This window comes from Paracoccus zhouxuedongae, from assembly GCF_041927815.1.
Taxonomy (GTDB): domain Bacteria; phylum Pseudomonadota; class Alphaproteobacteria; order Rhodobacterales; family Rhodobacteraceae; genus Paracoccus.
In genome coordinates, this window is the sequence record NZ_JBHFHM010000003.1 from 155,563 (window position 1) to 169,086 (window position 13,524).

The 13,524-nt window shown below is 66.5% G+C and carries 13 protein-coding genes; 8 read left to right on the top strand and 5 right to left on the bottom strand.

Annotation, left to right across the window (positions count from 1 at the left end; translation table 11 throughout):
- Positions 1 to 2 precede the first annotated feature (2 nt).
- The 5 genes from ACEYYA_RS05470 to ACEYYA_RS05490 all read left to right on the top strand — a co-directional run bounded on the left by ACEYYA_RS05470 (position 3) and on the right by ACEYYA_RS05490 (position 4,073).
- The gene (locus ACEYYA_RS05470) at positions 3 to 494 is read left to right on the top strand and encodes a Na+/H+ antiporter subunit E (protein ID WP_374798408.1); all 492 of its coding nucleotides are present in this window, start codon (positions 3 to 5) and stop codon (positions 492 to 494) included.
- Positions 491 to 760 (top strand): K+/H+ antiporter subunit F, encoded by a 270-nt coding sequence (locus ACEYYA_RS05475; RefSeq protein WP_374798410.1) that lies wholly within the window; start codon positions 491 to 493, stop codon positions 758 to 760. Before ACEYYA_RS05470 ends, ACEYYA_RS05475 begins: the two co-directional genes overlap by 4 nt.
- Positions 761 to 769: 9 nt before the next feature.
- The gene (locus tag ACEYYA_RS05480) at positions 770 to 1,234 is read left to right on the top strand and encodes a Na+/H+ antiporter subunit G (RefSeq protein ID WP_374798412.1); all 465 of its coding nucleotides are present in this window, start codon (positions 770 to 772) and stop codon (positions 1,232 to 1,234) included.
- A gap of 72 nt (positions 1,235 to 1,306) precedes the next feature.
- Positions 1,307 to 2,689, top strand: a complete 1,383-nt coding sequence (locus ACEYYA_RS05485; RefSeq protein WP_374798414.1) for an aspartate aminotransferase family protein — start codon at positions 1,307 to 1,309, stop codon at positions 2,687 to 2,689.
- A gap of 1 nt (position 2,690) precedes the next feature.
- Complete coding sequence (locus ACEYYA_RS05490) at positions 2,691 to 4,073, top strand: glutamine synthetase family protein (protein WP_374798416.1); 1,383 nt, start codon at positions 2,691 to 2,693, stop codon at positions 4,071 to 4,073.
- Positions 4,074 to 4,127: 54 nt separating this feature from the next.
- Here the strand turns inward: ACEYYA_RS05490 and ACEYYA_RS05495 are convergent, their stop codons facing one another.
- On the bottom strand, positions 4,128 to 4,454 hold the full coding sequence (locus ACEYYA_RS05495; protein ID WP_374798418.1) for a DUF6280 family protein: 327 nt from the start codon (positions 4,452 to 4,454) through the stop codon (positions 4,128 to 4,130).
- 243 nt (positions 4,455 to 4,697) lie between these two features.
- Here ACEYYA_RS05495 and efp point away from each other — a divergent pair, with 243 nt between their 5' ends.
- Entirely contained in the window at positions 4,698 to 5,261 is a 564-nt protein-coding gene (gene efp / locus ACEYYA_RS05500; RefSeq protein ID WP_374798420.1) for an elongation factor P, read from the top strand.
- A 62-nt stretch (positions 5,262 to 5,323) separates the two neighbouring features.
- Here efp and dinB read toward each other — a convergent pair whose 3' ends face one another.
- Genes dinB through ACEYYA_RS05515 form a run of 3 tightly spaced genes read right to left on the bottom strand, consistent with a single transcriptional unit; the run spans position 5,324 to position 8,903 of the window.
- The gene (dinB, locus tag ACEYYA_RS05505; protein WP_374798422.1) at positions 5,324 to 6,424 is read right to left on the bottom strand and encodes a DNA polymerase IV; all 1,101 of its coding nucleotides are present in this window, start codon (positions 6,422 to 6,424) and stop codon (positions 5,324 to 5,326) included.
- On the bottom strand, positions 6,421 to 7,161 hold the full coding sequence (gene ygfZ / locus ACEYYA_RS05510; RefSeq protein ID WP_374798424.1) for a CAF17-like 4Fe-4S cluster assembly/insertion protein YgfZ: 741 nt from the start codon (positions 7,159 to 7,161) through the stop codon (positions 6,421 to 6,423). The genes dinB and ygfZ overlap by 4 nt, the downstream gene beginning before the upstream one ends.
- The gene (locus ACEYYA_RS05515) at positions 7,158 to 8,903 is read right to left on the bottom strand and encodes an ABC transporter ATP-binding protein (protein ID WP_374798426.1); all 1,746 of its coding nucleotides are present in this window, start codon (positions 8,901 to 8,903) and stop codon (positions 7,158 to 7,160) included. The genes ygfZ and ACEYYA_RS05515 overlap by 4 nt, the downstream gene beginning before the upstream one ends.
- Before the next feature lie 133 nt (positions 8,904 to 9,036).
- On the opposite strand from ACEYYA_RS05515, the gene ACEYYA_RS05520 reads away from it, so the two are divergent.
- Positions 9,037 to 10,296, top strand: coding sequence for an aspartate kinase (locus ACEYYA_RS05520; RefSeq protein WP_374798428.1), 1,260 nt, complete (start codon positions 9,037 to 9,039; stop codon positions 10,294 to 10,296).
- Between the two features lie 36 nt (positions 10,297 to 10,332).
- Positions 10,333 to 12,579, top strand: a complete 2,247-nt coding sequence (gene ptsP, locus ACEYYA_RS05525) for a phosphoenolpyruvate--protein phosphotransferase (RefSeq protein WP_374798430.1) — start codon at positions 10,333 to 10,335, stop codon at positions 12,577 to 12,579.
- Here the strand turns inward: ptsP and ACEYYA_RS05530 are convergent.
- Positions 12,537 to 13,478 carry a LysR family transcriptional regulator gene (locus ACEYYA_RS05530; RefSeq protein WP_374798432.1) on the bottom strand — a complete coding sequence of 314 codons (942 nt, stop codon included), beginning with the start codon at positions 13,476 to 13,478 and terminating at the stop codon, positions 12,537 to 12,539. The genes ptsP and ACEYYA_RS05530 overlap by 43 nt on opposite strands.
- Positions 13,479 to 13,524: the final 46 nt, after the last annotated feature.

Genomic DNA, 13,524 nt, shown 5'->3' on the forward strand with positions numbered 1-13,524 from the left:
CCATGCTGCGACGCCTGCTGCCTCATCCCTTTCTGACGCTGCTGTTGACGCTGACCTGGCTGATGCTGGTCAACCGGCTGTCGCTGGAATCGCTGATCTTCGGCCTGATCCTTGGCCTGATCATCCCGGCGATGACCGCGCCCTATTGGCCCGACCGGGCGCGGATCCGCAACATTCCGGCGATCGTCAGCTATGTGCTGATCGTGCTTTACGACATCGTGGTGTCGAATATCGTGGTGGCCCGCATCGTGCTGTTCACCCCGAACCGCGACCTGCGCCCGGCCTGGGTGACCGTGCCGCTGGACCTGCGCAGCCCCGAGGCGATCACCGTGCTGGCCGGCACCATTACGCTGACGCCCGGCACCGTCACCGCCGACTTGGCCGAGGATGGCCGCAGCCTGCTGATCCATTGCCTGCACGCGCCCGACCCCGCTTCGGTCATCACCGACATCAAGTCGCGCTATGAGGCCCGCCTGAAGGAGATTTTCGAATGATCCTTGCCGCGCTATATTTCGCCTTTGCCTGCTTTGGCCTGGGGCTGGTGCTGACCGGCTATCGCATCGTCTATGCGCCGGGCGTGTCCGACCGGGTGCTGGCGCTGGATACGCTGGTCATCAACTTCATCGCCATCATCATCCTGTATGGCATCCTTCAGGGATCGGCGATGTATTTTGAAACCACGCTGCTGTTCGCAATGGTCGGCTTTGTGTCGACTGTGGCCTATGCCAAGTTCATCCTGCGCGGCGACGTGATCGAATAGGGGGCGATGATGCAGTTGATTGCGGAAATCCTGATCTCGGCCATGCTGGTGATTGCCGGTGTGTTCGGGCTGGTCGGATCGCTGGGGCTGGTCAAGCTGCCCGATCCGATGACGCGGCTTCACGCGCCGACCAAGGCGACGACGCTGGGCGTGGGTGGGGCGCTGATCGCCTCGATGCTGTATTTCTGGACGCAGAAGGGCATCTTTACCTTTCATGAGCTGCTGATCACCCTGTTCCTGTTCCTGACCGCGCCGATCACCGGGCATTTCATCGCCAAGTCGCATCTGCACTGGAACTGGCGGCAGCGCGATCTGTCGCGGGCGGCGGGCAATGTCGACTGGGCGACCTATGGCGACAGCGCCGCCGAGGCCGACCGCCCGACCGGCGCGACCGCCACCGGCAAGCTGCCCGAGGGGCGCGGCCATGGTGACACCGCCCCGGCGGTGCCGACGATCCTGCGCGCCCCCGACTAGGCCGTGCCGCCACGGTCAGCTTGACCGGCAGCGGCGCTTGGCTAAGCTGTGGCCCACCAGACAGGTGGCAGAATGACGGCGCAGACATCCAATCTCGGCGGGGTTGATCCCGCCCGCCTGGCCAAATTGGCCCAAAAGGCCGGGCGCGATTATGCCGCCGCCCGCCCCAAGACGCGCAAGGCGTTGCGCGATCATGCGGGCGATTGGCTGAATGGCGTGCCGATGCACTGGATGCGCGACTGGCCGCAGCCGTTTCCGATGATCGTCGCCCATGCGCAGGATGCGACGATCACCGATCTGGACGGCCACCATATCGACGATTTCTGTCTGGGCGATACCGGCGCGATGTTCGGCCATTCGCCGCCCGCCGTGACCCGTGCGATCCGCGCCCAGGCCCGGCAGGGGCTGGCGACGATGCTGCCCACGCCGGATGCGCTGGCCGTGGGTCAGGCGCTGTCGCACCGCTTTGGCCGGATGCGGTGGCAGGTCGCCACGACCGCCACCGATGCCAACCGCTTTGCCCTGCGCGTGGCCCGCGCCGTGACCGGCAAGCCCAAGGTGCTGGTGTTCAACGGCTGCTATCACGGCACCGTGGATGAGGCGATGGTCTGTCTGGACGACACCGGCCACACCGCCGCCCGCCCCGGTCTGGTCGGACAGGCCGCTGATCTGACCGAAACCGCCGTGGTCGTCGAGTTCAACGACATCGAGGCCGTCCGCGTCGCCCTGGCACAGGGTGACATCGCCGCCCTGCTGACCGAGCCGGTGATGACCAATTCCTGCATGGTGCTGCCCGATGCCGGGTTCCACGACGGCCTGCGCAAGCTGACCCGCGAACATGACGCGCTGCTGATCATCGACGAAACCCACAGCCAGTCCTCGGGTCTGGGCGGCTATGCGCGCGTCCACAGCCTGTCGCCCGACATTCTGGTGATCGGCAAATGCATCGCCGGGGGGATGCCCGCCGCCGTCTGGGGGATGACGCCCGCGCTGGCCGAACGCTTTGCCGCCTATGACGCGGCGCGCCCGGCGGGGCATTCGGGTATGGGCACCACGCTGTCGGGCAATCCGATGCAGATGGCCTGCCTGCGCGCCACGCTGGACAAGGTGGCGACGCGCAAGGCATTCGCGCGGATGGAGGCTGGCGCGGCGCGGCTTGAGGCTGGCCTTGCCGCAGCCATCGCCCGCCACAAGGCGCCCTGGCATGTCGTCCGGGTCGGCGCGCGGGTCGAGTTCATCTGCTGGCCCGACCGCCTGAAGAACGGCGCCGAGGCCGCCCGCGCCCATGCCCCTCAGGTCGAGGCCGTGGTTCATGCCATGCTGCTGAACCGCCGCTGCCTGATCGCGCCCTTTCACAACATGATGCTGGTCAGCCCCGTCACCTCGACGGCGCAGATCGACCGGCTGATCGCCGCCTTCGACGCCGTGCTGGCCGCGCTTTTCAAGGACAAGTGACATGACCTGCCCCTCGGGCGCCTCGGTAGACGAGGCGCGCGCCTTTCTGGCGGCGCATCCGCAGATCGAAGCCATCGACATCGTGCTGACCGACGCCAACGGCATCGGTCGCGGCAAGATCATCCGCCGGCATGAGCTGGAGGGCCTGTTCACCGGCGGCCGACACCTGCCGATCTCGATCCTGGGGTTGGATATCTGCGGCGAGGATGTGCATGAAACCGGGCTTATCTGGGATCAGGGCGATGGCGATCTGCGCGCCTGGCCGATCCCCGGCACGCTGGCGCCGCTGCACGGCACAAACCCCGCGCGCGGCGAGGTGCTGATGAGCCTGTATCATCTGGACGGCAGCCCGATGACATCCGACCCCCGTCACGCGCTGGCGCGGCAGGTGCAGGCCCTGGCCGATCGCGGCCTGCATCCCTGCGGCGCCTTCGAGCTTGAGTTCTTTCTGCTGGACCCCAAGCTGGACGAGGACGGCTATGCCCGCCCCGCCGCCGCCGTGCTGGATGGCCGCAGGTCAATGAAAACCGAGGTCTATTCCGTCGATCACCTGCACGGGATGGAGCCGCTGTTTTCCGATATCTACGCCGCCGCCGAGGCGATGGGCATTCGTGCCGAGACGGTGATTTCCGAATATGCGCCGGGCCAATATGAACTGACGCTGCACTATCGTACCAATGTGCTGGCCGCCGCCGACGACCTGATCCGGCTGAAGCGCATCGTCCGCCTGCAAGCCCGCCGCCACGGCGTCACCGCCTGTTTCATGGCCAAGCCGATCGAGCGTTACGCCGGGTCGGGAATGCATTTCCACGTCTCGCTGCTGGACGATGCAGGCAAGAACGTCTTTGCCGAGGCGACCGAAGGCAACTGGACGCCCACCCTGTTGCACGCGCTTGGCGGGATGCGCGCCACGATGGGGGAATCGATGCTGGTCTTTGCGCCCCATGCGAATAGCTGGCGGCGGTTTGCCAACCAATCCTATGCGCCGGTCAGCCCGAACTGGGGGGTGAACAACCGCTCGGTCGCGCTGCGGATTCCGGCCGGCGAGTTGCGGGCGCGGCGGATCGAACACCGGCCTGCGGGCGTCGATGCCAACCCCTATCTGGTCGGCGCAACGGTGCTGGCGGCGATCCGGCACGGTCTGGACGGCCAGATCGACCCCGGCCCGGAAACCCGTGGCAATGGCTATGAAGGCGATGCCGACCTGCCGATCCCCGGCGACTGGCGCGAGGCGATCTGCGCGGCGCAAGGATCAGGCTTCCTGAAGGACGCCCTGGGCGCGGACATGCACCGCACCTTCTGCGCCATCAAGGCCGCCGAATATGCCCGCGTTGCCCGCACCATCGCCGATGTGGATTACGACCTGTATCTGCACACGGTGTAGGGCATGAAAAAACCGGGGCCGCCCGGCCCCGGTTGCATCTGGCAGCGCGGACGATCAGGCGGCTTCGGCCTCGTCCATCTCGGCCAGCATCCGGCGTTCGCTTTCCTCACGCGACAGCGCGACCGAGGTGCGCACGCCCTTGGACACGAACTCCATCAGGCCCTTGACCACACGTTCGTTGGGGTCGATGCCGGCGCAGGACAGCACTTCGCGCCCGTCGCGCGACCGCGCCCAGCGGGCAATCTGCTCCGGGCCATTGCCATATTTCTTGTCGTCGGCGATAGCGTCATCCAGCGCGGCCAGCACCACGGCGGCAAACAGCTTGCGCGCGCGCTGACCCTGTTCATAGTTGAACGCCGAACCGTCAACAAAATCACGCATCAACCTGGTCCTTCTTATTGCTCTTGCGTTTAGCGGTAACTGCCGACATAGGCCGGACCCGCCGTGATTCGGTAATGTTTAATCCGAATGCCAGCCTTGCACGCGGCGCATGACGAGCGGATGACCGGCAAACAGGGTGCAGTTCTGCGGCCCGTCCTGTGGCCGTTGCCAGCAGACAACCGGCTGTATATAGGTGCCAAATCCCGGCGATCAAGGATCGCCCCATCCCCCGATAGGTCGAACATGCCCAAGATCAACGGCAACGAGATCCGCCCCGGCGCGGTTCTGGAACATGATGGCGGTCTGTGGGCCGCGGTAAAGGTCAACCACGTCAAGCCCGGCAAGGGCGGCGCCTTTGCCCAGGTCGAATTGAAGAACCTGCGCGACGGCCGCAAGCTGAACGAACGCTTCCGGTCGGAAGACAAGGTTGACCAGGTTCAACTGGACATGAAGGACCAGCAGTTCCTGTATGAAACCGACGGCAAGCTGGTGTTCATGGACAGCGAGACGTTCGAGCAGACCGAGCTGGACGCCGACCTGTTGGGCGACCGCCGCCCCTTTCTGCAAGACGGGATGATGGCCAGCATCCAGTATTTCGGCGATGAGGCCCTGGCGGTGTCGATCCCGCAGAAGGTCCGCTGCCGCGTGGTCGAGACCGAGCCGGTGGTCAAGGGCCAGACGGCGGCCAACAGCTACAAGCCCGCGATCCTGGACAATGGCGTGCGCATCATGGTGCCGCCCTTCATCGGCCAGGACGAGGAGATCATCGTTCATACCGAGTTCATGGAATATTCCGAACGCGCCTGAACCTTCGGTTGGATGAGTATTTGGGCAAAGAGGAAATCAGCAATTCCTCTTTGCAAAAATACTCACAGCAACGGCAGTTGCGGGTCGCCGCCGCCGGACATGTCGAAATGCGACAGCGTGACTCCCAGCAGGCGCACGCCCGCCGGGTCGGCATGGACGGGCCGCAGCAGGTCAACCGCGACATCGGTTAGTTCCGCCGCGCCGCTCACCGGGTGATCCAGCGTGCGGGCGCGGGTGATCTGGCGGAAGTCGGCGTATTTCACCTTCAGCGTGACGGTGCGGGCGGTCAGCGACTTGGCCGCCGCCTGATCCCAGACCTTGCCCGCCAGCCGGGCCAAGGCGATCTGCATCTGGGCCAGGTCGAACAGGTCGGTGAAGAATGTCGTCTCGGACCCCAGCGATTTGCGTTCGCGGTCGGGGCGCACGGGGCGGTCGTCGATGCCCCGGCTGATCTGGTGGTAATAGCGCCCGGCCTTGCCGAAGCGGGCGGTCAGGGTGGTCTCGGGCTGGGCGCGCAGGTCGGCGCCGGTCAGGATGCCCATCGCCTCCAGCTTGGCGGCCGTCGCCGGGCCGATGCCGTGAAAGCGCCCGACCGGCAGGGTCAGCACGAAATCCGGCCCGGCCTCGGGCGGGATCACGAACAGGCCGTCGGGTTTTTTCTGATCCGAGGCGAGCTTGGCCAGGAACTTGTTATAGCTGACCCCCGCGCTTGCCGTCAGACCGGTTTCCGCGCGGATCGCGGCCCGGATCGCCTGGGCGACGCTGGTTGCGGATTGGCCGGGGGCCAGGCGGCCGGTCAGGTCCAGATAGGCCTCATCCAGTGACAGCGGTTCGATCACCGGGGTGTGGCGGGCGAAGATCGCGCGGATCTGGGCGCTGACGGCGCGGTAGACCTCGAACCGGGGTTTGACGAAGATCAGATCGGGGCACAGCCGCGCCGCGGTGACCGAGGGCATGGCGCTGCGCACGCCAAAGCGGCGCGCCTCATAGCTGGCCGCCGCGACCACACCGCGCGCCCGTGCGCCGCCCACGGCCAGCGGGCGGCCGCGCAGGTCGGGGTTGTCGCGCTGTTCGACCGAGGCATAAAAGGCATCCATATCGACATGGATGATGCGGCGGATCTCGGGTCCGCGCGGGTGGGCGGGGTCGTCCTGGCCACTCACGCCGGAGGGGCGGCCGTGATCTGCGCCGTTCCTGCGGTCAGCCCCGGTCCGATCCGGTCAAAGCGAAGATGGGCGATGCCCCGGCCGCCGGATTGGGTAAAGATCACCCCGGCCTCGCGCCCGTCGGCCATGGTGATGGGCATGCCGGGCGGGGCGCTGCCGTCGATGTCGACGGTGAGAAGCCCCTTGGCAAGCTGGGTCTTGTGCTTCATCCGGGCCGTCACCTCTTGCCCGACATAGCAGCCCTTGCGGAAATCGACGCCGTTCAGGCGCTCGAACCCGGCCTCCAGAATATAGCTGTCAGGCGTCAGTTCGATGCCGGTTTCGGGGATGCAATGCGCGACCCGGATCGCATCCCAATCGCTGCCGTCATCGCCCGCCATGCCATAGGCACGCCAGCCAAGCGCCGGGTGGCGCGGGTCGGGATGCGCGCCATCGGGCGCCGGGCCGGTGCCACGCGCGACCGGCGTGTCGGTCAGCGCCAGATTGACGGCGGCGCGCAGGCGATACATCGACAGGCGGCGCAACAGGGCGTCGGCCTGATGTTCGGCTACGTCCAGCGCATAGCCGCCCGGCTGCGGAAGGATGAAGAAATCGGCCAGATACTTGCCCTGCGGAGTCAGCATCGCGGCATAGATCGGGGCGTCCGTGGCCTTGCGAATGTCGTTCGTGACCAGCCCTTGCAGGTAGTGGGCGGCATCCGGGCCGGTCACGGCGATCAGGCGGCGGGTCGTCATGCGGGGTCTCCGAACTGAAGGGCGCAGAGGCTGGCGTAAAGCCCGCCCTGTGCCAACAGATCGTCATGGCGACCCTGTTCCACAACCCGTCCGGCCTCGATCACCACGATCTTGTCAGCCTGCCGCACCGTCGACAGCCGATGCGCGATGACCAGCGTGGTGCGGCCGCGCGACAGATCCTCAAGCGCGGTCTGCACCAGCCGTTCGGATGCGGCATCCAGCGCGCTTGTCGCCTCGTCCAGCATCAGGATCGGCGCATCGCGCAGCAGCGCGCGGGCGATGGCGACGCGCTGCCGCTGACCCCCAGACAGCGCCGAGCCGCGCGGCCCGGCGGGGGTCTCCACCCCTTGCGGCAGCCCAGACAGGAAGTCGCTGACATGGGCGGCGGTCAGCGCGCGGTCCAGCGCCTCGGGTGCAACGGGGCGACCCAGAATGACGTTTTCGCGGATGGTTTCGTCAAACAGCGCGGCTTCCTGCGTGACCATAGACAGCATGTCGCGCAGATCGGTGATCGCCATGTCGCGGGTGTCGACGCCGCCGATGGTGACGCGCCCGCTGCCCGGATCGACCAGCCGCGCCAGCAGGTTGAACACCGTTGACTTGCCCGCGCCAGAGGGGCCGACCAGGGCGGTGGTCTGCCCGGCCTCGGCGGTAAAGCTGAGACCGTTCAGCACCGCCAGATCGCCATAGGACAGATGCACATCCTCAAGCCGGATCGTGGTGTCGGTGGGTGCCGGGCGGGGTTGCGCCGGGCTGGTGATCGTCGCGCGGGTGTCGAACAGCCGATACAGCCGTTCGAGACTGGCCGCCGCGATCTGCCAGGTGCCGGTCAGCCCGCCCAGACGGCGCAGCGGCTGAAAGGCCAGCGACATGGCCGCGAAGAAGGACATGAAGTCGCCCACCGTGCGGGTGCCGGCCACGATCTCGCGCCCTGACAGCATCAGCACCCCGAAAAAGCCAAGCCCGGTCACCACGTCGATCAGCGCCGGGATCGCCGCGTTCGAGGCTGCCATCTTCACCTCGGCCTTGCGGATCATCTCGACGATGCCGGCAAAGCGGCCGATCTGGTAATCCTCCATCCGGTTCAGCTTGACGGCGTTGATGCCGTGCAGAACCTCATCCAGACGGGTGGCGCGGGCACTGGCATTGGCGCGGGTCTGGCGCATCTTGGTGCGGATGTAGCGCTGCACCGCCAGCGTCGGCAGGATCAGCAGCGGCGCCCCGATCAGCGCGGTCAGCGTCCATTTCGGATCGACGGCAAGCGCCACGGCGAACAGTGACACCAGCGACACGACATCGCGACCGGCCCCGGTGATGAAGGTCGACCAGACGCCCTGCACTGCGATCGTGTCGCCCTGCACCCGCTCGATCAGCGCGCCGGGCGGGTTCTTCTGAAAGAACGGCCCGTCCAGCGTCATCAGATGCCGCATCAGATCGGTCTGCATCTGGGTCGATACCGCCAGCGACACCTTGGTCAGCAGCGCGCGGTTCACGACGGATGTGATGGCGCGGATCAGGAACAGGCCGAAGATCGCGCCGCCGACGATCCAGATCGCGCCGGTATCGCCGCCCTGAAACACCCGGTCGAACAGCGGCTTCAGCAACCACGACAGCGCCGCCAGGGTCGAGCCTTCGATCACCATGAACAGCATGGCCAGTGCCATGGTGGGCGTGTGGCCGCGCAAATAATCGCGCCACATGCGCGAAAACAGCACGCGCGAGGAATAGGGGGCGTCGTCCATCGTCACTCCTTCACGGCGGTTGTGCGCGAAAACATCGCGCCGGGCAAGGCGTTGCGGCCCATGGCCCTTGCCCTTGGCCCCGGCTGGCCCTAAGAAGCGCACGGCCCCGATGGGGGGCGTTCAGGGGGGCAGGATGGCGCTTCTCGTCATGAAGTTTGGCGGCACCTCGGTGGCCGATCTCGACCGCATCCGCAATGCGGCCGAAAAGGTCCGGCGCGAGGTCGAGCGCGGCTACGATGTCATCGTCATTGTCAGCGCGATGTCGGGCAAGACCAATGAGCTGGTCGGCTGGGTCGAACAGACCTCGCCCCTGTTCGATGCGCGCGAATATGATGCAGTGGTCAGCAGCGGCGAGAATGTGACCGCCGGGCTGATGGCGCTGACGCTTCAGGAAATGGGCGTGCCGGCGCGGTCGTGGCAGGGTTGGCAGGTGCCGATCATGACCACCGCCCAGCACGGCGCGGCGCGGTTCGTGGACATTCCGCGCGCCAATATCGACGCCAAGTTCGCCGAGGGCATGAAGGTCGCCGTGGTCGCCGGTTTCCAGGGCATCGCGCCCGACAACCGCATCACCACCCTGGGCCGCGGCGGGTCCGACACCACCGCCGTCGCCTTTGCCGCCGCCTTTGGCGCCGAACGCTGCGACATCTATACCGACGTGGATGGCGTCTATACCACCGACCCGCGCATCAGCGGCAAGGCGCGCAAGCTGTCCAAGATCGCGTTCGAGGAAATGCTGGAACTGGCCAGCCTGGGCGCCAAGGTTCTGCAAACCCGGTCGGTCGAACTGGCGATGCGCTACAAGGTGCGGCTGCGGGTGCTGTCGTCCTTTGAGGATACCGACGAAAATTCTGGCACTTTGGTCTGCGACGAGGATGAAATCATGGAATCGAAAGTCGTTTCTGGCGTCGCCTATTCGCGCGACGAGGCCAAGATCACCCTGGTGACGGTCGAGGACCGGCCCGGCATTTCCGCCGCCATCTTCGCGCCGCTGGCCGATGCGGGCGTGAATGTCGACATGATCGTGCAGAACATTTCGGAAAAGGATTATGACGATCACCCCGGTTCGGTGACCGACATGACCTTCTCTTGCCCGATCAACCAGGTCGCCCGCGCCAAGAAGGCGATGGAGGATGCCAAGGCCGCCGGTCAGATCGCCTATGACGATCTGGTGGTCGATACCGATGTGGCCAAGGTCTCGGTCGTGGGCATCGGGATGCGGTCGCACGCGGGCGTTGCCGCGCGGATGTTCAAGGCACTGGCTGCCGAAAACATCAACATCAAGGTCATCGCCACGTCCGAGATCAAGATTTCGGTGCTGATCGACCGGAAATATATGGAACTGGCCGTGCAGGCCCTGCATGATGCCTTTGAACTGGAAAAGGCGTCCTGATCGCGCGGGGCGCGCCCCAACACGAGGCCTGACCCGATGCCGGAGCGCAGCGAAAGCGACAGCCGCAAACTGCTAAGGCGGCTGCGCGATACGCTGGCGATGCCCGGCAAGGGGCAGGATCGGCTGGACCGGATCACCGATCTGATCGCCGATTCCATGCAGTCCGAGGTCTGCTCGGTCTATCTGTTCCGCGACGCCGATACGTTGGAACTGTGCGCGACCGAGGGGCTGAAGCCCGAATCCGTCCACCAGACCCGGCTGCGCATCGGCGAGGGGCTGGTTGGCCGCGTCGCCCGCCACGCCACGCCCATCAACACCGCGAATGCCCCCGCCGAAAAGGGCTTCCGTTACATGCCCGAAACCGGGGAGGAGATTTATTCATCCTTCCTGGGCGTCCCGATCCAGCGCATCGGTGAGGTGACCGGGGTTCTGGTGGTGCAGTCCAAGACCGCCCGCCAGTTTTCCGAGGATGAGGTCTACGGGCTTGAGGTCGTGGCGATGGTTCTGGCCGAAATGGCCGAACTGGGCGCTTTCTTGACCGATGGCAGCACCGCCGTGCATACCTATCCGGTGGTCTTTCGCGGCGCGACCGGGCAAGAGGGCGCGACCGAAGGCCGGGTCTGGCTGCACGAGCCGCGCGTGGTCATCACCAATCCCGTCGCCGACGACCCCGAGGCCGAGACCCGCCGCCTGATCGACGGGATCGAGACCCTGCGCGTTCAGATCGACGCGATGCTGGCCGAAACCGATGGCGGCGAAAACCGCACCATCCTGGAAACCTACAAGATGCTGGCGCATTCGCGCAGCTGGCAGCGCCGCATGTGCGAGGATATCGGCTTGGGCTTGTCGGCGGAAGCGGCGGTCGAGAAGGAACAATCCTCGACCCGCGCGCGGATGCAGCAATCGCCCGACCCCTATCTGCGCGACCGGTTGCACGATCTGGACGATCTGGCGAACCGGCTGCTGCGCATCCTGACCGGGCAGGGGGCCGATACCGGCGCCGCGATGCCCGACAATCCGGTGCTGGTGGCGCGCAATATCGGCCCGGCGGAACTGCTGGAATATGGCCGCAAGCTGCGCGGCGTGGTGCTTGAGGAAGGGTCGGTCGGCAGCCACGCGGCGGTGGTGGCGCGGGCGCTGTCGATCCCGCTGGTGATCCATGCGGCGGGGATCGTGGCCGAGGCGCTGAACGGCAATCCGATTCTGGTCGACGGCGACATGGGCGTGGTTCATCTGCGCCCCGAGGATGCCGTGGCTGCCGCCTTCCGCGACAAGATCGCCATGCAGGCCGAGGCGCTGAAACGCTATGCCAGCCTGCGCGACCTGCCGGCGGTGTCGGCTGACGGGCAGCGGGTGGCACTGGTGATGAACGCCGGGCTGATGGCCGATCTGCCCTCGCTGGCCGGGTCGGGGGCCGAGGGGGTGGGGCTGTTCCGCACCGAATTGCAGTTCCTGACCCGTTCGCGCGTGCCGCGACGGGGTGAACTGGCGGCGCTGTATCGCCGGGTTCTGAAAGCGGCCGATGGCAAGCGCGTGGTGTTCCGCACGCTGGACATCGGGTCCGACAAGGTGCTGCCCTATATGAAACCCCAGGATGAGCCGAACCCCGCGATGGGCTGGCGCGCGATCCGGGTGGGGCTGGACAAGCGCGGCGTGTTGCGGATGCAGTTGCAGGCGCTGATCCGCGCCGCCGAGGGCGGGCCGCTGAGCGTCATGTTCCCCTTTGTCGCCATCCCGGCCGAGTTCGACGCCGCCCGCCAGATGCTGCTGGACGAGGTGCAGGCCGAGGCCCGGCTGGGCCATGCCGTGCCCGAACGGCTGGAAATCGGCGCGATGATTGAGACGCCTTCGATGGCCTTCGCGCCTGACAGCTTTTTCCAGTCCTGCGATTTCGTGTCGATCGGCGGCAACGACCTGAAACAGTTCTTCTTTGCCGCCGACCGCGAAAACGAACGGGTGCGGCGGCGCTATGACATGCTGGAACCCAGTTATCTGGCGATGCTGCGCCAGATCATCGCGCGCTGCCGCGACAATGGCACCAGCCTGTCCTTCTGCGGCGAGGACGCGGGCCGCCCGATCGAGGCGCTGACCCTGGCCGCGCTTGGTGTGCCGATGCTGTCGATGCGTCCGGCCTCGATCGGGCCGGTCAAGCATCTGATCCGGCACACCGATCTGGCAGGGCTGGCGGACCGGGTGGCCGAACGCGCGGCCCAGCCGGGGGTAACGGGCGCGCAGATGCGTCAGGCTGTGGCCGAGTTTCTGGCGCGGTCGGCGGCCTCTTGATCACCGGCGGCCTGCGCCAGCCAGCCACGAAAGGCGCGCAACGCATTCAACCCGCCGCGCGCCCGTGGCCAGGCCAGCCAATAGGCCCCGCGTGACGGCACCGCCGGGCGCAGCACCGGGGCAAGGCGGCCCTCGGCGATCTCCATCCGGGCGAGGTAATCGGGCAGCAGCGCGATCCCCATTCCGGCAATGGCGGCCTGAATGACCATCGAGAACTGATCCATCACCATGCCCTGCGCCGCCACCGGCGTGGCCCCCTGACCTGCGAACCAGTCAGCCCAGGCACCGGGGCGCGTGGGCAGTTGGAACAGCATCTGCCCGGCCAGATCGGACGGCGCCGCAATCGGCTGGCGCGCCAGCAGATCCGGCGCGGCGCAGGCGGTGATGCGTTCGGAAAACAGCTTCAGATGATCGGCATCGGCCCAGTCGGGCTGGCCGAAAAAGATCACCGCGTCAAAGGGTTCGGTCTGAAAGCCGAAGCGGTGAAAGCGCGTGGTGAGGTTCACCGACACACCCGGATGCGCCGACAGGAACCCCGGCAGGCGCGGCGCCAGCCAGCGGGTGCCAAAGGTCGGCAGCACCGCCAGATTCAGATGCCCGCCATCGGGATTGGCCACCAGCGACAGGCTGCCGCGCTGGATCAGGTCCAGCGCCGCGCTGATCTCGGTGCCGAAACGCAGCGCGGCCTCGGTCGGGGTCAGGCGCTTGCGGTGACGCAAAAACAGCGCGACGCCCAACTGCGCCTCAAGCGTCTGGATCAGCCGGCTGACGGTGCTTTGCGTCAGCCCCAGATCCTGCGCCGCCGCGCTGACCGTGCCTTCGCGCAGCACCGCCTCGAACGCGATCAGCAGCGGCATGTTGGGCAGAAAGCGGCGCGGTCGCATATGCATATCCTGCATGATTTCAGTCAGATTATCTGCTTTTCCCGTGCCCACAACATGATTA

What these genes read in the sequence shown, in the direction of transcription:
- ACEYYA_RS05470 (WP_374798408.1), top strand. Translation starts at nt 3, where the DNA reads ATGCTGCGACGCCTGCTGCCTCATCCCTTTCTGACGCTGCTGTTGACG.
- ACEYYA_RS05475 (WP_374798410.1), top strand. Translation starts at nt 491, where the DNA reads ATGATCCTTGCCGCGCTATATTTCGCCTTTGCCTGCTTTGGCCTGGGG.
- ACEYYA_RS05480 (WP_374798412.1), top strand. Translation starts at nt 770, where the DNA reads ATGCAGTTGATTGCGGAAATCCTGATCTCGGCCATGCTGGTGATTGCC.
- ACEYYA_RS05485 (WP_374798414.1), top strand. Translation starts at nt 1,307, where the DNA reads ATGACGGCGCAGACATCCAATCTCGGCGGGGTTGATCCCGCCCGCCTG.
- ACEYYA_RS05490 (WP_374798416.1), top strand. Translation starts at nt 2,691, where the DNA reads ATGACCTGCCCCTCGGGCGCCTCGGTAGACGAGGCGCGCGCCTTTCTG.
- ACEYYA_RS05495 (WP_374798418.1), bottom strand. Translation starts at nt 4,454, where the DNA reads ATGCGTGATTTTGTTGACGGTTCGGCGTTCAACTATGAACAGGGTCAG.
- efp (WP_374798420.1), top strand. Translation starts at nt 4,698, where the DNA reads ATGCCCAAGATCAACGGCAACGAGATCCGCCCCGGCGCGGTTCTGGAA.
- ygfZ (WP_374798424.1), bottom strand. Translation starts at nt 7,161, where the DNA reads ATGACGACCCGCCGCCTGATCGCCGTGACCGGCCCGGATGCCGCCCAC.
- ACEYYA_RS05515 (WP_374798426.1), bottom strand. Translation starts at nt 8,903, where the DNA reads ATGGACGACGCCCCCTATTCCTCGCGCGTGCTGTTTTCGCGCATGTGG.
- ACEYYA_RS05520 (WP_374798428.1), top strand. Translation starts at nt 9,037, where the DNA reads ATGGCGCTTCTCGTCATGAAGTTTGGCGGCACCTCGGTGGCCGATCTC.
- ptsP (WP_374798430.1), top strand. Translation starts at nt 10,333, where the DNA reads ATGCCGGAGCGCAGCGAAAGCGACAGCCGCAAACTGCTAAGGCGGCTG.
- ACEYYA_RS05530 (WP_374798432.1), bottom strand. Translation starts at nt 13,478, where the DNA reads ATGCAGGATATGCATATGCGACCGCGCCGCTTTCTGCCCAACATGCCG.